The organism is Cupriavidus sp. DL-D2 (genome assembly GCF_039710735.1).
Taxonomy (GTDB): domain Bacteria; phylum Pseudomonadota; class Gammaproteobacteria; order Burkholderiales; family Burkholderiaceae; genus Cupriavidus.
Map to the genome: position 1 here is coordinate 89,284 of NZ_JBDKXK010000038.1, position 17,742 is coordinate 107,025.

General features: G+C 62.3%; 13 protein-coding genes. 6 read left to right on the forward strand and 7 right to left on the reverse strand.

Annotation, left to right across the window (positions count from 1 at the left end; all coding sequences use genetic code 11):
* Position 1: 1 nt before the first annotated feature.
* The 6 genes from ABDB81_RS19935 to ABDB81_RS19960 form a co-directional block, all read right to left on the reverse strand.
* Complete coding sequence (locus tag ABDB81_RS19935) at positions 2-1,012, reverse strand: ABC transporter substrate-binding protein (protein WP_160473828.1); 1,011 nt, start codon at positions 1,010-1,012, stop codon at positions 2-4.
* Between the two features lie 264 nt (positions 1,013-1,276).
* Positions 1,277-2,545: an MFS transporter gene (locus tag ABDB81_RS19940; protein WP_346813099.1), complete on the reverse strand. Its 1,269-nt coding sequence runs from the start codon at positions 2,543-2,545 to the stop codon at positions 1,277-1,279.
* Between the two features lie 251 nt (positions 2,546-2,796).
* Entirely contained in the window at positions 2,797-4,071 is a 1,275-nt protein-coding gene (locus ABDB81_RS19945) for a type VI immunity family protein (RefSeq protein WP_346813054.1), read from the reverse strand.
* Between the two features lie 24 nt (positions 4,072-4,095).
* Positions 4,096-5,376 carry a hypothetical protein gene (locus ABDB81_RS19950; protein ID WP_137925563.1) on the reverse strand — a complete coding sequence of 427 codons (1,281 nt, stop codon included), beginning with the start codon at positions 5,374-5,376 and terminating at the stop codon, positions 4,096-4,098.
* 7 nt (positions 5,377-5,383) lie between these two features.
* Positions 5,384-8,065 (reverse strand): type VI secretion system tip protein TssI/VgrG, encoded by a 2,682-nt coding sequence (gene tssI / locus ABDB81_RS19955; RefSeq protein WP_346813058.1) that lies wholly within the window; start codon positions 8,063-8,065, stop codon positions 5,384-5,386.
* A 230-nt stretch (positions 8,066-8,295) separates the two neighbouring features.
* Positions 8,296-9,618 (reverse strand): FAD-binding oxidoreductase, encoded by a 1,323-nt coding sequence (locus ABDB81_RS19960; RefSeq protein WP_346813059.1) that lies wholly within the window; start codon positions 9,616-9,618, stop codon positions 8,296-8,298.
* Between the two features lie 109 nt (positions 9,619-9,727).
* On the opposite strand from ABDB81_RS19960, the gene ABDB81_RS19965 reads away from it, so the two are divergent.
* Entirely contained in the window at positions 9,728-10,822 is a 1,095-nt protein-coding gene (locus tag ABDB81_RS19965) for a hypothetical protein (protein ID WP_346813062.1), read from the forward strand.
* A gap of 16 nt (positions 10,823-10,838) precedes the next feature.
* Here ABDB81_RS19965 and argH read toward each other — a convergent pair whose 3' ends face one another.
* A complete protein-coding gene (gene argH / locus ABDB81_RS19970) occupies positions 10,839-12,341 on the reverse strand; it encodes an argininosuccinate lyase (protein WP_346813065.1) in 1,503 nt (500 codons plus the stop codon).
* Between the two features lie 157 nt (positions 12,342-12,498).
* Between argH and ABDB81_RS19975 the strand changes: the two genes are divergently transcribed.
* The 5 genes from ABDB81_RS19975 to ABDB81_RS19995 all read left to right on the forward strand — a co-directional run bounded on the left by ABDB81_RS19975 (position 12,499) and on the right by ABDB81_RS19995 (position 17,608).
* Positions 12,499-13,395, forward strand: a complete 897-nt coding sequence (locus ABDB81_RS19975; RefSeq protein ID WP_346813069.1) for a LysR substrate-binding domain-containing protein — start codon at positions 12,499-12,501, stop codon at positions 13,393-13,395.
* 177 nt (positions 13,396-13,572) lie between these two features.
* A complete protein-coding gene (locus ABDB81_RS19980) occupies positions 13,573-14,715 on the forward strand; it encodes an FAD-binding oxidoreductase (RefSeq protein WP_346813072.1) in 1,143 nt (380 codons plus the stop codon).
* Positions 14,699-15,007 carry a (2Fe-2S)-binding protein gene (locus ABDB81_RS19985; protein ID WP_346813075.1) on the forward strand — a complete coding sequence of 103 codons (309 nt, stop codon included), beginning with the start codon at positions 14,699-14,701 and terminating at the stop codon, positions 15,005-15,007. Before ABDB81_RS19980 ends, ABDB81_RS19985 begins: the two co-directional genes overlap by 17 nt.
* Complete coding sequence (locus ABDB81_RS19990) at positions 15,004-16,497, forward strand: NAD(P)/FAD-dependent oxidoreductase (protein ID WP_346813078.1); 1,494 nt, start codon at positions 15,004-15,006, stop codon at positions 16,495-16,497. The genes ABDB81_RS19985 and ABDB81_RS19990 overlap by 4 nt, the downstream gene beginning before the upstream one ends.
* Before the next feature lie 145 nt (positions 16,498-16,642).
* Positions 16,643-17,608, forward strand: coding sequence for a tripartite tricarboxylate transporter substrate binding protein (locus ABDB81_RS19995; protein ID WP_249359405.1), 966 nt, complete (start codon positions 16,643-16,645; stop codon positions 17,606-17,608).
* The last annotated feature ends 134 nt before the right edge of the window (positions 17,609-17,742 follow it).

Genomic DNA, 17,742 nt, shown 5'->3' on the forward strand with positions numbered 1-17,742 from the left:
CTTACCCCTTGTAGAGCATGGTGCTGACATCCACCTTGCGCGAGAAGATGCCCTTGTCCGAGAACAGGTTGTAGAACTGCTGGAAGTAGGCGACGTCGCTGGCCTTGAACTCGTCGTAGAACAGGTAATCGGACATCGGCACCTCGGTCGTGAGCGGACCTTCGATGGCCGTGTAACCCTTGAGGAAGGGGCGTGCCTCCTGCGGCTGCTGCTTCACGAGGTTCACACCGCGCCGATAGGCCGCCATGTAGCGCTTGGCGACATCGGGCTGCTTGGCGAGGAATTCGGCCGTCAGGCTGGCCGAGCCGCCATGCCACGGCGCCATCGGGTCACCGAGGATGTAGCGCGCCACCACGCCGGCTTCCAGCGTGCGCGTCACGCCCTTGAGGCGCCCCACCGTGCCGGTGGGCTCCAGCGTGTAGATGCCATCGACCTGGCCAGCGGCCAGTGCCGCCACGTGCTGACCGATCGGCAGTTCGGTCACGCTCATCTGCCCTGCTCCCGCGCGTTCCAGCATGGTCTTGGCGAGCACCACGTTCTGCACGCCGGGGCCGCACGCCACGCGCTTGCCCTTGAACTCGGCCACGGACTTGATCGGGCTGTCCTTGGCCACGATGAACTCTTCGAGCACGAACTTGGCGTTGGTGGGGTTCGTGCAGAAAATCTTGAGCAGGCCCGGTTGCGCGATCTCGCCCAGTGCCAGCGCCGCCGAGGCGGTGCCATTGGCGCTACCGTCGCAACGGCCAGCGATCATCGCCTCGATCACCTGTTGCGCGCTGGCGAACTTGAGCGGTTCCACATCGAGCCCGGCTTCCTTGAAATAGCCCTTTTCGATGGCTGCGAAGAACGGCAATGCCGACGCCACGGGCCAGAATCCGACGCGCAGTTTCGGGGTGCCCTGTGCGCGGACGATGGCCGGTGCGGACAGTGCAGCGGCAGCGGCGACAGACGTCTTGAGCAGGCGTCGGCGCGTGGCGGAAACCTCGGAACGGAAAGGGGGCAGCTTGGACATGGGCATTTCCTCGTGAATGTTCGACTCGCATCCAATCTTGAATACAAGATGGTTTGTGCGAGTACAGCAAAGGCTGTGCCATGGAACATTCGCCGTCCGTCACGAACAGCCAAGGAAAGCAAATCTCCTTGAAAATCAACCCACTAAATAAAAAACCTCCAGCAGTACTGGAGGTTTTTTACATGACATCGAACTCACGCATCGCGCCGGCTTTGATGCACCGCCGCAGCGCGCGGCCCGACGCTGGTGCAGGTTGCGCACCAACTAGCGCAAGCCGAGCTGCCTGATCAAGAGCAAGGTTGCAACGCTGATGGCTGCGGCGGCGCTCAGGTAGAAGCTTGGGGCGAGCGGGTTGCCGGTTACGCTGATCAGCCCGGTCACGATGAATGGTGCGAAACCACCGAACAGCGTGGCCGCGATGTTATAGCCGAGGGACATCCCTGTGGTACGCGTCGCCGTGGGGAACAACTCGGTCAGCAGCGCCGGCAGTACGCCGAAATACGCGCTGATGATGGCGCCGATGCACAGTTGCACGCCGATCATCATGCCGAACGTCGGATATGCCGCCAGCAGCGCATAGGCCGGATACGCCAGCACCAGGAACAACAGCGCCGCGCCGAGCATGATGCCGGTGCGGCCCACGCGATCCGACCAATGACCGAAGATGGGCGCGCCAATCATTTGCACCACGCCCGTGGCGATGGTCGCGGCAAATGCCGCCGAGGGCGGGATGCCAAGCTGCTTCACCGCGTAAGTCGGCATATAGAGAATCAGGTACGACGCCACCGTGCCGACCACCACCGCGCCTATCGCCAGCAGCAGACGCTCCGGTTGGTTGGAGAAGGTATCGGACAACGGACGCTGCGAGGTTTCCGTGGCCAGGAACTCAGGCGTTTCGTCGATGTTCCTGCGGATATAGAACGCCACCGGACCAATCAGCAGGCCAAAGAAAAACGGAATCCGCCAACCCCAATCGAGCATCTGCTCGGCTGTGAGTGCCGAAGTCAGGAACGCGCCAAAGCATGCGGCCAGCACCGTGGTCAGTCCCTGGCTGGACGCCTGCCAGCTTGAGAAGAAGCCGCGTCGCGACGCGCCATGCTCGGCCAGAAAGGCCGTGGCACTACCAAACTCGCCGCCTGCAGAGAAGCCCTGGATCATGCGTGCGATCACGATGCCCACCGGCGCCAGCACACCAATCGAGGCATACGTCGGCATCACCGCGATCATCAGCGTACCCACCATCATCAGCAGGATCGACAACGTGAGGGCTGCCTTGCGCCCCGCCTTGTCGGCATACACACCAAGCACGACAGCACCGAGCGGACGCATGAAGAACGACACACCGAACGTGCCAAGCGTCATCAACAAGGAAACGGTGTCGCTCTCCGCCGGAAAAAACAGCGTGGCAATGGTGACAGCAAAGAAACCGTAGACCACCAGATCGAACCATTCCAGCGCATTGCCGATGGAAGCCGCGGCAATCACACGCCATGAATGGGATGTCACGCGGGCAGGCGCAGGTTCAGGGGCGATGGCCGGAGATGTGGCGTGGTGCAAGGGGACTCCTTCGGTGCTGGGTATGGGCAATGCGTAGGAAGAGGCGAACCGCCCCTGCCACGAAAGGTCCCGATGGTATTCAATCCGCCTGCCAAAAAACAGTGAGATTCTGCGGCGTCATGCGCAGTTTTTGCGCTGCTTCAAAGGAATCCCGGGGAATCCGGCCCGGACGCTGGCGGGATTGCTGAGAAACGTCAAACCTCGCCACTTGTATCCTGCTCGTTGTCCTAGTTCTGCTGGGTCATACCCAACCAGTACCAGATCACCTGATTGCCCCCCGCGCTGGCTGCCGGTCCCGGCATGACCTCTCCGACCTCTACAAACTCCCTCCTGGCCGACAGGGCACGGGCCAACCACCATCCCGTGCGCGGACACGGTTGACCGGCATGAACCGGCAGCACCCTCTCCTGATTTGCCGAGTCAGTATCAGATTCCTCTGACGGCGTTGGCACCGCGGCGAGAACCGCCGGCACTTGTGACGCGTCGCTACCAGACTGCAACCAGGGCGGCGGCCAGATGCCCGGCGCATCGAAACGACGCATCCAGAGATTGCTGGTCTCATGTGTAAAGCGCGTTTCTCCCCCGATTGAACCAAACGCGAAGCCACCGACCTCCGGCGCGCGCACCGGTTCGAGTGCGCCATTGACCTTGACATACAACTCTGGATACGGATTGCGCTGGACCCACCCGAGTTCCGGCCAGTCACCCGCGCGGATGCCCAGGCCGTGCCGATTGGGCAGAAAGACAATGCGCGGATCGTCCAGTTGAGAGCGGAGTTGTTCCACGCCACCCAGTTGATCGACCCACTTCTTGTCGAGGAAGGTGTACCAGTTGATCGTCTTGAAGCCCGCCTTCAGAAACTCTTCGGCCAGCAGGAACGACATACGCGGAGCCGCATCCAGACCGAGAAAATCACGGGCGATGCCAAACTCCAAATGCTGATAGTTGTACTGTTCGTTGCTGCCTTGTACTCCCAGCCCGGCATAGCCATGCAAGGGCTGCACGGCATCGCAGATCTCGGTCAGGAAGCGCTCGAATGTCGACTTGCCACCGCCCTTGAGCCGTTCAATCGGCAGGAAGAAGCAGATGCTCGACATGGTTCGATGCACTTTTTGATACCAGTCCGCATCCGAATAAACCGAAATGAGTTCACTATCGGCATAAGAATCACCGGGTCCTGACATCCACTTCAACATCATGGCGGCATCCATTTGCTGCGTCACGATGTCCAGATAGTCGGCCGCTTCGCGTTGCCCCTCGTAGTCATACGAGGTATTACTGTTGCTATCGTGGACGATGCCCCAGCGCAGGTTATCCCCGTACAACTGGCAGTACCGCTCGATGACGTGTCGCATGCCGTACCGCTTGTCGGCGAGCGACTGCCCCATCTCGATAAAGAACACCCCCACCAGCCCCACCTGGAGCACGTTTTTCTCGGGTTCATGGTGATCCCCGATGGTGAACTCCCAGCTTGCATCGTCGAATTGTTCGAAAAAATCCATGATATTCAGCTCCTCGTTTTCCGTTTAGTCCGGCCAGTACAGGTACTGCACCTGTACTTCACGTTCCGTCTCCCGCGCCGATCGGTTGCGCTGTACCTGCGCCGCCAGCTTTTCCGTGGCAGCGGCTGCGGCGCTGCCGGCCGCTATGGGCCGCAACACACGTGGGAATGGAATGATCCTGGCGGCCTGACCAGCCGCGTTGCGCGCCGCACCCAGGGCAAGGCCGATCTGCGCGTCGGCCGCCAGCAATCCCGTCGCGCCCACAGCAAACGTCATGGCCCCGGCGACCATAAATGGCGCAGCAAGCGTCATCTCCATCTGTTTTCTGAACTGTCGCTCGCGCCGGTCCAACTCATATGACGGAATGGGATAGATGGGTTTTATGACCGGTGTATCGGCTGGCATGGGCGCTGGCGTCAGAATGCGCCGAACTTCCTCGTGCTCCCGGTCAATTGCGTCGATCAGCAATTGGTATTCCGGGATAAATGCCAGGCTATTGCGCCGCTGCTCGACCTGTTCCATGACTCTGGACAGCGGCTTGTAGACGGGCTCGCGCTGGCTGGTTCGAATCCAGTCACGCGCCTTACGCCGCCGCATTGAGCAGACGCGGGGATCGAGCAGTCGCAGGGTGGTGGCATGCTTTGGGCCTGCAATTTGCCGGTAGGCCCTCAATTGGCCTTCCCTGAATCGATCGCCTGGAAACTTGATCTCGATGACGAACTCGAGATTGTCCTGTCGATACTTTTCAGCGCCTGTCCTATTGACGTCCTTGACCCGCAGCACATCCGGAATGCGCAGAAGCGGTTGAGACATGCCATTGACCCTCACCATCTTCCCCTCTCGGATTCTCGGGTCCAGCGTCCGCTCCAGTTCGTCCTTCGATACCAGTGCCTCTTCAGTCCGAAACTCGGTCGGCACGTCGATACCGTTCAAGGGCAGATAGCCGCGCCGGATTTCCGAATAGCGCGATAGCGGAAACATCGATGGTCTCCAGCTTTCGGTCTTGCTCATGATCGCCCTCGGTGGCGATTGGGTCATGTCGAAGCCGACCTCGCCGTGATACGGGAAGCGGAAATCGAAATTCCTGGCATCCTTGCGCACCCATCGCGTGACGGACCGTTGATACATCGCCACGCCGTTCTTGTTGCGTAACGGGTGTTGCTGCGCATAGCTGCACTTCTCGCACAGATACCAAAGGTCAATTGGGTCAGTGACCGGCAGGATTTCTCCCTGCGCTTTCGGTTTCGTCGTCGTATTGATGCCGGGAAGGGCAGGCTCTCCGGTTTTCTTCGGTTGTTTCGCCATAGGAGGTTCAGATAGTCTTTCTGGGTTTCACAAAATCCAGCGGATGGGCAGTGCCCTGATCCCAATAGCAACCCTCGACGATCTCCAGCAGATCCGGATTGGGTAACGGCTCTGCACGCACGGGCTGCGGATCATCGGTACGGACGACGCTCGTTTTTCCCGCGGCGTCCGATCTGCCAGTCAATGTGGCGCCATCCGGCGTGGTGATCTGATACGGGTAGTTCGCCAGCGGTTTGCCGGTATCCGCATCACGCAGCACGACGTACTCTTGATGCTTGCCTGTCACTGGCAAGGTCGGCAGTTCGCCGGCCGCTTTTTTGGGCCCCTCCCAATCCCTATCCGCCGCAAAGACAATCCACTGACCCGTGATGATGTTCTGGATGCCTTCCTGGGTAATGCAGATCTCGGTGCCCTGGACATGCAGGCGAATGCCCTTGCGCGCCATCACCTCCACCCAGTCGTCTGTGGACGTGATTTGAATCACCTTTCTTGCGATCAACTCGATGGCGTCATCCTGTGCCTGGATCTGAACCTTGCCTCGCCGGGCGAACCATTTCATTCCGCCTCGGTGCACCATTACGCGCACGGTGTCCGCAACACTGGCGAACAGGCTCTTGCCGGTACTGACCGACAGGTGCTTACCCGTCGTAAGTTGCGTGTGGTCAGCGCTATGAATGTGGGTAGATGTGCCAGCGGTGCAAACGACCCCTGCCGGGCTGGCTGCAACGACATGCGGAACGCTGAAATCCTGAAGCTCGCCGCCGCCTTCGATCTCGGCAATTTGCTGCTTGAGCGTCCTTGCGATGTCCTGCTGCTCGCCGGCTTGTGCCTGCGCGGCGTCAGCGCTCTCTGCGAGTGTCGTTGTCACATCCAGTGCCTGCTGCATCTGATGAACGATATCCCGCACGTTCATCATCTCGCCCTCTGCTTGGGCGCGCGAGAAAGTTGTCAGCAACAGGCCAAGCGCCGCCCGCACTGCGGCATGACCGTCGGTGCGGGCTTCCAGCCCTTCGCCGCGCTTTTCCTGCCTTCCGCTCTGATCAGAGACACGGCGGATATGCCCCAGATTGATTTGCGACAGCAGGTGGTCCGAGGAGAGTTGCGTCTGAATGCGCTGCTGCGTGTCGTCGAATAGCAGATGACCAGCGCGGCTACCGCCGACTTCCTTCGAGCGCATGCCGGATAGCACCGCCTCGTTGGGCAGCTCCCACGGCGGCATATTGAGTGCGTTGTAGGCGCGACCCACCACCACGGGACGATCCGGATCGTCGCTATAGAAGGCAACCATGACCTCCTGACCGATGCGCGGCACTTCCACGGCGCCGAAACCATTCCCGGCATTCGAGTAGTTGACCCGCATCCAGGGCGACGAATCGGCATCGAACGTTCCCACACGGTCCCACGGGAATTGCACCTTGATCCGTCCGTACTGGTCGGTCCAATGTTCCGCCGCCGACTCGGGTCCGACCACGGTAGCTGGCACCGGCCCTCTTGCGCGCGGCTTTTCAAGGGTGCGTTGAGGCCGGAACACCTCGGACGTGCGCTGCACCTCGAACTCGACATGACACAGCCACGAATCGGCAGCACCGGATTCTTCGCCCGTTTCACGTAATTCGGTGCGGCTTCGGGTCACAAGGTATTCGCCGTTATGACTGTCCATCGGATGACCCGCCAGCAGGAACGTCGTACCGGTGGTGACGCCTCGCAGATTGCCGCAGGCATTGGCTCGCTGCCCAAGACAGCGCTGCGCCTGCATGCGCATCCGGGCGCGCATCCCACCATCTTCATCGCCAGCGTTCAGATAATCGCCGGGCCATTCATAGCGCGGATAGCTGGCGCGCGACGTGTCACGCGGGGCGCCATCGCGCGTGGTCAGATCGGCCTTGGGACGCGTAAAGTCATAGTCGCTCGTTACCCACTCGCCGGATCGCAGCGTCTCCGTCAGCGCGAATCGGTTCAGATGTTCTTCATCGATACGCACACCCGGTGGGTACATGCGTAGCGTGTGGTAGGCAGCGCTGTCATTCCGCCGAAAAGCGCCCATGCCATCGACCAGTACCAGCCGGTGACGGTCGAGACCGTGCTCCCAATAGTGCGTGATTCCCCATTCCTGCATCAGCCGGACCACAAAGTCGTAGTCGGTCTCGCCGTATTGGCACTGATAGTCGCGAACGGGATAGATCTCGGAGAGACGGTACTCCACCGGAAAGATGTAGTCCGACAGCACTGCTTCGATAATCTGCGGTGCGGTACTGCCGTGAAAACGCCGATAGTGACTGGCGCGTTTGGCTATCACCAGCCACGGCTCGATACGAAACTGATAGGTGATGTGACGCTCGTCACTGTGGACGCGTCGTGCTTGCGTGACGACGCCACTCAAGTGGCGCGTTCCCGCGCCTATCCCGCCTGACAGCCCGGTTCCAATCCCGTCCAGCTCAATAGCGACGCCCAGTTCCGTACCAACGAGCGCCTGCAAATTCAAGCTGCTGGCAGCCGCTAGCGCCAATGGATTGTCCGGGGAACGCGCGGAGATGTCGTAGGCGTACTCCGCCCCGAGTGCTTCTTCACCCTCCAGGTGAACAAAGGTTAGACAAGGATCATCGATGGGAAGCTGCGGCAATGCCCGGCTTACGAGGCTTACCGTGCGGCGACGCGCCGCAAAAAAGGAGTACTGGTCGCGCGATACCATGAAAGACACGTCTCGGGTTGAACACAACCGCGAGACCAGCAAAGCTGTTTCATGGCTCGCGAGGCAGCAAGAAAGCTACCCGGCAAGCGACGTGTTTTCTATCACACAAATCCTAAAAAAGACGCGATCTGCGTGATCAAAAGATTGCGAGCCAACCGGCGAAATCCAACCGTTGCCCCGACGCCATCCGCTGATTTCCGAGTCGATGTCAGACGGATCGCAGACAGGTATCAGACCTCTCCGCCTGCCCCCGCCAGTTCGCGCCGCAACCGCATGGCCGCGCCGATCCCCCGAATGGGCTCGGGCGGAATCCAGTTGGGATGGCTGCCGGCCGCGATGTCATCGATGGCTGCGCTCGGCATGCCAGCCATGAACTCGGCCATGTAATGCCCGAGGTAAGTGCCCTTGGCCACGCCCACCCCGTTGCATCCCACCACGCTGAACAGGTTGTCCGATTCCCGGCGGAACACCGAATGGTGGTTCAGCGTCATGCTGATCAACCCGCCCCATGTATACGCAAATGGCTTGCGCGCCAGCATCGGAAAACGCGCTTCGAACGATTGGCGATGATGCGCGGCGGCGGCACGCAGGTCGGCATCGCTCGCATGCAGCGACGGACGGTAGTGGAACGTATTCCGCACGAAGATGCGGCGATCCGGCGTGTAACGCACCGTGGTGCCAGCCGGATGCGCGGAGGTGCTGCCCCATGGTTTCACCTCGGCAAAATGCGCGGCGTGCTCGGCATCGCTCAAGGGCTCGGTCAGGCTGGCATAGGTAAACAGCGTAGCCAGCCGGTTGCGCACGCGGCCAAATGCCTCGCTGAAGCTGCCCACTGTGAGGACGAGCTTGTCCGCGCGCAGCGTGCCATCGGCAAACGCCAGCACATGCGGCGCACCGTACTGGCAAGCCGTCACCGGATTTCCCGTGAAAACACTGACGTTCTCAGGCAACGATGCCGCCAATCCTCGCACCAACGATGCAGGATTCACCAGCACATTGCCCGGCGTGTAGATCGCCGCCTTGTAGTAGTCGGTACCGAGCCGCTGCGAAAGGGCCGCGCCTTCCACGAACTCGTACGAGAATCCCGCGGCCTTCAGCCCTTCCGCAAATGTTTCAAGCGCGCCGATATGCGCGGATTCATGCGCCGACATGTACTTGCCCGCTTCTTGCCAGGCGCAGTCGATACCAAAGCGATCCTTGAGCCCACGCAGCCGGTCAATCGCGAACATGTTCAGCGCATGCAGCTTGCGGCTCGACGCGGCATCCGCGTCGCCACCATCCACGTTGTGCGGAATATCGATGATGAACCCGGCATTGCGCCCCGACGCGCCCTGCCCCACTTCCAGCGCCTCCACCAACGCGATACGCGCCTGCGGATGCAACTCGGCCAGCCGACGCACCAGCGCGACACCGGTAAATCCGGCACCAATCACGGCGAAATCAAACCGATGCTGACCTGTCAGGCGCTGGCCGATGGAAGTGTGACGGGAGGCAGAAGTCTCAAACCAGCCAAGCTGGCCGTCGATGGCGGGGCGTTTGCGGATGGAATGCATGGGCGGGATTTTAGCGCGGCGGCGTTTTTGTTTGATCTGATGGGGCCGCCTTGCACGGACGATAGACCTATGATTTCAGCCGGTGCCACAACCTGCCTTCGAAATCGTCATGCGTCGTCGCTTCAAAATACTGCTTCTATCGTGTGCGTGTTGCGCGCTCTCGATCCTCTCACTGGGCGCGCACGCAGCCTGGATCGATTGCAACAAGCAGCCGTCGGAATCTGCAAAGGCAGCCTGCATCGCCGCAGATTTTCCCAAGCTTGAGCGCGAGATGGCCGAAGCTCGTAAAGCGGCATCGGAAAGCGTATTCGGCCCGGCCCTCGATCCATCCTCCGAGTGGCAATGGATGGAGAAGCGGAGCCACTGTGGGCAGGACGTCGCGTGTCTGGAGGCGCTCTACCAGGCGCGGATCGCCGAATTGCAGAGCTTTCAGTTCGCCGTGAAGACCGATCGTGCGGGTAACCGGATGGAGCCCTTGATCGACAACAGCTCAGGTGTACCCGATGCACCATTGCTGGAGGGCTGTACACCAGACCAGCAACTCTGCGTTCGCGTTTCGCCCAAGGCAGATCTCGACGAAGCATGGCAATGGGTCGAGATCCGGTATGCGGGGACGAATCCCGCCACGTATCGGTTCAAGTTCCCCACCGCTTCAACGAGCAAAGGCGCAGTGTCGGCCTTGCCATGGGCTACCGTCCTTCGCACAGACAGCAAGGACAACAGCATCGTGGTGGGCTTGCGCGCCATCACGTCGGACATTTACGTGACGTGGGACAAGAGGGATCGCACCTGGCAAACGCATCTCTTCCGGATCACACGGCGCGGCACAACGTTCCAGTCCCGGGAAATCCTGACGCTTCCCAGCGCGGTCATACGAAGATTTCCCGACTGCAAATCGGATAGTGCCGAGGACCGGCGCAAGAAAGCCTGCCCGGACCATTACTTTTTTTCGACACTGACACTGGATCGCAATGTGGAATCCGGCTTTCCGCAACTGGTCTACGACACGGAAGCATCGAAGGATTCCGGCAGCCCCTTGCCAACAGAGAGTGCTACAGCGAAGGCAACCAATCAACGCGAAGGCGCCGACGCCAACGTCATCGACCCCGTCTGCAGCTTCACACGCACCTTCCGGCTAGACGATCGCGGAGTTTATGCGCCGGATTCGCCAATGCCCGATTGCAGCCGGTACATCGGACCCTAATCGCCTCCCACCGGATTTACTTGCCACCAAGCGCCCCCATTGCCTCCTGCATCGCCTCCCGTGCTGCAGCAACCTGATTCACCACGACTTCGATAGCGCACCGATCCCGCGCCAGTTCATCGCGTTGTACCGCCACCTGCTCGCGCACCCGCATCGGAGCAGGTCCACCCTCCGACAAGCGCGCCGCCACCCCCTGCTCCGGATCGAGGCAGCGCGTTACCGCTTCCGCCTCCACACGCACTGCACGGCCAGTGACGTTGAGCGTTGCGCGGTCCACCATGTCGCTGTCGATTTCGCAGGCGGGGATGTGTCGATCGAGTGCTTCGCGCACTACGGCACCGACTACGTGATGCGCCTCGCGGAACGACATGCCGGCGTCACGCACGAGCATGTCGGCGAGATCGGTGGCGGATGAGAAATCGCGCCGCGCCTTTGTCAGCATGTTCACGCGCTGCGGTTCGGCATGCTCCAGCACCAGTTTCAACAAGCTGGCGCAGCGCCTGCCTTCTTCCACAGCGTCCCAGAATCCGCGCATGCTTTCGCGGTTGCCGTCGCCGGAATGCGTGAAATGGGTGCCTTTCAGCGCGCCGAGTGCGCCGGTCAGCAGGCCCAGCATGTGGCCTCCCTTGCCTTTCAGGTATTCGAGAACAACCGGGTTTTTCTTCTGCGGCATGATGCTCGATGTTCCCGCCACGCTGTCGGGGAAATCGATCAGGCCGAATTCCGGCGTGGCCCAGACGTAGAGGTCTTGCGCGACGCGGCCCCAGGTGACTGCGGCAATCGTGATCGCGGAGAGAATCTCCCAGGCAAAGTCGCGCGAGGCCACGGCGTCGAGCGCGTTCGGGGCGGGACGCGAGAACCCTAGCCAGCGGGCCGTGGCATGGCGATCGATCGGAAACGCCGTGCCGGCCAGTGCGCCGGCGCCGAGCGGGCAGGCATCGAGCGATTCCAGCGCGCGGTGCAGCCGGGCGATGTCACGACCGAGCGCTTCGCCAATACCGCAGAGGTAATAGCCATAGGTGATCGGCTGCGCCGCCTGTAGATGCGTGTAGCCGGGCATCACGGTATCGGCATGGGCGGCGGCCTTCTCCAGTATCGTTTCGCGTGTGTCGAGCATCGTCGACAAGAGTTCGAGCACGGCGTCACGGGCACGCAGTCGATCGAGCGTCGCGAGGATATCGTTGCGGCTGCGGGCTACGTGCAGGCGTCCGCCTGCATCGGCACCTGCTACTTCCATCAGGCGAGCCTCGTAGTTGAAGTAGGCGTCCTCGCGTTGCGGATCGAGTGCCACGGTCTCCGGACCTTCCTCCGTCATACGGTGCAATGCGCGGGCGAGTGTCGCCGCCACGTCCGACGGGATCAGCCCGGCGCCGTCCAGCATCAGCAAATGCGCCGCGTTGATATCCGTGAGATAGCGGAAGCCTGGCGCGAAGTCCCGGTCAAGGCGCGGCTGGTAGATGAATTGGCAGACCTCGGGGGCAGTTGGCTGGGTCAGGCGACGGCTGACTTTCGATTCCATGGGGCGATTTCCTGTTCGTCTTGTGCGATGGAAACCAGTATCGGAATCGGCAGCCCATACCGTCAAATCACAATATCGCGGGTGACCATACGGATTTGATATACCATCGGCCCATCATTGCCGAACGATTGCCGAACGCCCCCACCCCACAAACGGTATGAAATTCAAGGAAATCGACGCCTTTCGCGCAGTCATGCGCTCGGGCTCCATGACCGCCGCCGCGAGCGAGCTTTATACGTCGCAACCGAATGTCAGCCGCCTGATTGCGCAGCTCGAAACTACCACCGGCCTGACGCTGTTCACGCGAAGCGCGGGTCGCCTGACCCCGACCGAGGAAGGACTCGCGTTCCTGCGCGAAGTGGATCGCGCCTTCGTTGGTCTCAATGCGCTCAAGGACGCAGCGCGCAATATCCGCCAATTCGGCAAGGGACGGCTGCGGATTGCCACGGTGCCATCGCTGGCCATGACGGTGTTGCCCACCGTGCTGCAGCGCTTTCACGCCGATCATCCCGATGTCTACGTGGCGATGGAAACCGGCAGCACGCAACTGGTGGCCGACTGGGTGGGGAGCCGCTATTGCGACCTCGGCCTGGTGTCCTACCTGCCGCCTGCGGCCGTGACCGAAGCCCAGCCCATCGCCGATGTGGCGGGTTGTTGCGTGCTGCCGCACGGGCATCGGCTTGCGGGTCTCGACGTGATCACCCCGGCCGATCTGGCCGGGGAATCCTTTATCTCGATGACGCATGGCGACGGCCTGCGTGCGTCCATCGACGCCGCGTTTGCCGATGACGACCGGCGCATCATGCACTTCGAGACGCCTTATGGCGCCACCATCTGCCGGATGGTCGCGCTAGGCATGGGGGTGGGCATCGTCAACCCGCTCGTGGCGCGGATGCATGGCAACGACCTCGTCATTCGCCCCTTTGCGCCCCGCATTCCGTTTGTCAGCTACCTGTTGCTGGCGCGCAACCGGCCTGCCAACGTACTGGTGGAGCGATTCAACGCGCGGATGATCGAAGTCCTCGCCACGGAAACCGCCGCGCTGCCGGGCTGAAACCTGTGTTGATCCTCCCCCCATACGGTTTTCGTATGGACGCCTGACAGACTCGTATTTGCGCAAGTCGGGGCGGCTCCGCATACTCGTCCGAACGATTGCGACGAGTCCCCCCATGACGCATAACAGGGCCCAAAGCCCGCTTCACCCGCTCCCCCTTCTCCGGAGGTCCAACTGATGGCCGGCGCCTCCACTTCCGCCCTGCCGGTCTTCGACGTTGCCGTAGTTGGCGGTGGCCTGGTCGGCTCGGCCATCGCCTACGGACTGCGCGACCGCGTCGGCTCCATCGCCGTGCTCGACGAGGGCGACGTTGCGCTGCGTGCCTCGCGGGGCAATTTCGGGTTGGTCTGGCTGCAGAGCAAGGGCTTCGGCATGGGTGCGTACAGCCGCTGGACGCTTGGTTCCACGCGTCTCTGGCCTGGACTCGCAGACCGTTTGCAGAAGGAAACCGGCATCGATGTGGCGCTCGAACAGAAAGGCGGCCTGACGCCCCTGATGGGCGACTACGAAGTGGAAGCGCGCCTCGCCTGGGTCCAAAAACTCATGGCCCAGCCCGGCGTGGAACCGTACGAGTGGAAGCTGCTCGATCATCATCAAGCCGCATCGCTCGTGCCCGGACTCGGCCCAGACGTGACCGGCGCCATCTGGACGCCGCACGACGGCATCGTCAATCCGCTCAAGCTGCTTCGCGCCTTTCATACGGCGTTTAGCCGGGGCGATGTCCAGTACCTGCCTTTCCACGGCGTGACCGCCATCGTGCAGTCGTCATCGGGCGAGTTCTCGCTGAGCACGCCGAATGGCACGGTGCGCGCCCGCAAGATCGTGCTGGCCTCGGGTTTGCGCAACGGCGAACTGGGTGCGATGGTCGGCATCGACCTGCCCATGGCGCCGCAGCGCGGTCAGATCCTCGTGCTCGAACGTACGCGCCGTCTGCTCGATACACCACTGGTGACCCTGCGCCAGAACGACGAAGGTAGCTGGCTGGTTGGCGATTCGCAGGAGGATGCGGGCTACGCCGACCAGATCACCACGCTGCCGATCCTGGCTACGCTGGCCGACCGTGCCGTGCGTACGTTGCCCGCCCTGCGTGATGTCCGCGCGGTGCGAGCGTGGTCGGCGCTGCGCGTACGCGCACAGGATGGCTTTCCGGTCTACGAGCAGTCCACCAGCCATCCCGGCGCGTTCATCGTCACCTGCCATAGCGGCGTGACGCTGGCCGCCGCCCATGCAGAGACCCTCGCCCCGATGATCGCCGCTGGCGCGCTGCCGCCGGAGCTGGACATTTTTTCGACCCGGAGATTCCATGTTCAGAAGACTTGACGCCACCGCCGCGCAGGCCGCCGGCCGCACGGTGCGCGTCACCGTGGACGGCGCCACGCTGGAATGCCGCGAGACCGATACCGTCGCCGCCGCCCTGTTCGCCGCCAACGTTGCGGCCTGTCGCGACACCGCCGTATCGGGCGCTGCGCGCGGACCCTTCTGCATGATGGGCGTCTGCTACGACTGCCTCGTCAGCATCGATGGCCGTCCCAACCCGCAAGCCTGCATGACGCGCGTGCGCGATGGCATGCGCGTGGAACGCCAACTCGGCGCACGCGAGGTGGCCGTATGACCATGACGAACCTGCCTCCGCTCGAAACATCTGACATGCTCGAATGCGACCTGCTCGTCGTCGGTGCCGGACCCGCCGGTCTCGCTGCGGCCACGCGTGCCGCCGAACTGGGACTGAGCACGATCCTGCTCGATGAACAACCCGCACCGGGTGGCCAGATCTATCGCGCCATCAGCACGACGCCAGTGCAGGAGCGCAACATTCTCGGTGCCGATTACTGGCACGGGCTCGACTTGCTAACGCCATTCCAGCGCAGCGGCGCGCAATACCTGGCTTCGGCCACGGTGTGGTCGATCAATCCGCGCGATGCAGAAGCCGATGGCCTGGGTTTCGAAGTGGCTTACTCGGTGACCGGCGCCAGTGCCGATCCGCAAGCGGGACTGCTTCACTGCCGCCACATCATCCTGGCCACTGGTGCGCAGGAGCGCCCCTTCCCGATTCCCGGTTGGACGCTGCCCGGCGTGATCACGGCCGGTGCCGCGCAAATCCTGCTGAAGACATCCGGCGTGGTGCCCGAAGGCCGCACGGTGCTGGCCGGTGGCGGCCCACTGCTGTATTTGCTGGCCTATCAGTACCTCAATGCCGGCGTGAAGATCGACGCGATCCTCGAAACGACGGCCTCCACGCAGTGGCTCCAGGCACTGCCCCACGCCTGGGGATTCCTGCGCTCGGCCTATCTCGGGAAGGGCTTGAAGATGTTGCGCGCGGTGCGCAAGGCCGTGCCGATCATCAGTGGCGTGACGGCGCTCGAAGCTGTGGCCGGTGCCAACGGGCAGGTAGCCGAACTGCGCTACACGGCCGATGGTCAACCTCGCACGATGGCCGTCGACCAGTTGCTGCTGCACCAGGGCGTGGTGCCCAACACGAATCTGTCTCGTGCCGTGGGTGCGGAACATGCATGGAACGAGCGCCAGGACTGCTGGGAACCTGCCGTCGATGCATGGGGCGCCACATCGGTGCCGCACCTGACTATCGCCGGCGATGGTGCGGGCATTGCGGGTGCGATGGCTGCAGAGCATCGCGGTCGACTCGCCGCCATCCAGGCCGCCGCATCGCTGGGCCGCCTGGACAGCGCAGCACGCGACCGCGAGGCCGCGCCACATCGGCTCGCCCTCGCCCGCGCTACGCGTGGCCGCGAATTCTTCGAAGTGTTGTATCGCCCGCAGCCGCAATTTCGGCGACCGGTGGGCAACACCATCGTCTGCCGCTGCGAAGAGGCGACCGCCGAGCAAGTGCGAGAAGCCGCTCGCATGGGTTGCCAGGGGCCGAACCAGCTCAAGGCATTCCTGCGCTGCGGCATGGGCCCCTGCCAGGGCCGGTTCTGCGGACTGACGGTGACCGAACTGATCGCCGATGAGCAACAGCGCCATCCGCGCGACGTTGGTTACTACCGCCTGCGTTTCCCGACCAAGCCGGTGACGCTTGGCGAGATCGCAACGTTGCCGCAAACGCAGGCATCGCGCGAAGCCGTAGTACGTTTCAAAAAATAAAGGACGGAGACTGAAGCGAGACCCGGACGGTGACAGCCAGGCACAAGACCTGACGCAGCGCCCGGGCATCTCACCCACCATCCAGCACAGCGACACCCCCGAGAGGACTCTCCCACTTATCTGCAATCTGCATCGAGGATCAACCATGTCGTTTTACAAGATCGTTCCCGCTGTTGCACTGGCGTTGTTTGCCACGCAGGCCCTGTCGCAGGAACTGCCCCCTGCCCCCATCCGCATGCTGGTCGGCTTTGCGCCGGGCGGCGGCAACGATGCCATCGCACGCACCGTCGCCACGCAGTTCCAGATCAACACCAAGACGACGATGGTGGTGGAGAACAAGCCCGGCGGCGGCAGCACTATTGCCACGGCCGAAATGGCGCGCGCCAAGCCCGATGGTTCGGTGCTGCTGCTGGGCTCGGTAGGCGGACAAGCCATCGCGCCATCCGTCTACAGCAAGCTGCCCTACGACCCGGTCAAGGGGGTGCAGCCCGTGTCGCTCGTGGCGAAATCCGCCAACGCGCTGGTCGTCAACGCCGCGCTGCCGGTCAAGAACGTGCAGGAGTTGCTGGCCTATGCCAAGGCCCATCCCGGCGAACTGAACGTGGCCTCGCCTGGCAACGGCACGATCTCGCACCTGTCCGCCGAACTGTTCAAGAGCATGGCTGGAGTCTTCATCACCCACATCCCGTATCGCGGCGACGCCCCGGCGATGCAGGACGTGATGGCCGGCCAGGCCCAGATGACCTTTGCGAGCCTGCCGTCCGCCAAGGCCGGTGTGGATAGCGGCAAGGTGCGCATCCTGGCCGTGACCAGCGCCAAGCGCGTGGCGACGATGCCGAACGTGCCCACCGTGGCGGAATCCGGCGTGCCGGGCTATGAAGTGGTGTCGTGGTACGGCGTGTTTACCACGGGCGGCACGCCCATGCCGACGGTCAATCGTCTGGCGCAGGAGATTGCCGCCGTACTCGCGCAACCCAACATCCGCGAGACCATCACCAAGCAGGGCATGGAACCCAGCGCGCTGGGGCCGAACGAGTTCTCTCAGATGGTGAACAAGGATTCGCAGAAATGGGAAAAGGTGGTGAAGACCGTCGGCATCAAGCTCGACTGAGTGATTTGTGAGGCTGTACTATCCGGGCGCCGAAGGGCGCCCGCTTTTTTACCCGCTGTATTCAAGATCCCACAACCTTCCTCACAAATATCCGTTCCGGCATCTTCAGGTTACGCAATTCCAGTGCCTCCAGC

Bases quoted from the DNA above. Each gene is read 5' to 3' on its own strand.
- ABDB81_RS19995 (WP_249359405.1), top strand. From the start codon at position 16,643: ATGTCGTTTTACAAGATCGTTCCCGCTGTTGCACTGGCGTTGTTTGCC.
- tssI (WP_346813058.1), bottom strand. From the start codon at position 8,065: ATGGTATCGCGCGACCAGTACTCCTTTTTTGCGGCGCGTCGCCGCACG.
- ABDB81_RS19980 (WP_346813072.1), top strand. From the start codon at position 13,573: ATGGCCGGCGCCTCCACTTCCGCCCTGCCGGTCTTCGACGTTGCCGTA.
- ABDB81_RS19990 (WP_346813078.1), top strand. From the start codon at position 15,004: ATGACCATGACGAACCTGCCTCCGCTCGAAACATCTGACATGCTCGAA.
- ABDB81_RS19975 (WP_346813069.1), top strand. From the start codon at position 12,499: ATGAAATTCAAGGAAATCGACGCCTTTCGCGCAGTCATGCGCTCGGGC.
- ABDB81_RS19985 (WP_346813075.1), top strand. From the start codon at position 14,699: ATGTTCAGAAGACTTGACGCCACCGCCGCGCAGGCCGCCGGCCGCACG.
- ABDB81_RS19960 (WP_346813059.1), bottom strand. From the start codon at position 9,618: ATGCATTCCATCCGCAAACGCCCCGCCATCGACGGCCAGCTTGGCTGG.
- ABDB81_RS19945 (WP_346813054.1), bottom strand. From the start codon at position 4,071: ATGGATTTTTTCGAACAATTCGACGATGCAAGCTGGGAGTTCACCATC.
- argH (WP_346813065.1), bottom strand. From the start codon at position 12,341: ATGGAATCGAAAGTCAGCCGTCGCCTGACCCAGCCAACTGCCCCCGAG.
- ABDB81_RS19965 (WP_346813062.1), top strand. From the start codon at position 9,728: ATGCGTCGTCGCTTCAAAATACTGCTTCTATCGTGTGCGTGTTGCGCG.
- ABDB81_RS19950 (WP_137925563.1), bottom strand. From the start codon at position 5,376: ATGGCGAAACAACCGAAGAAAACCGGAGAGCCTGCCCTTCCCGGCATC.
- ABDB81_RS19935 (WP_160473828.1), bottom strand. From the start codon at position 1,012: ATGTCCAAGCTGCCCCCTTTCCGTTCCGAGGTTTCCGCCACGCGCCGA.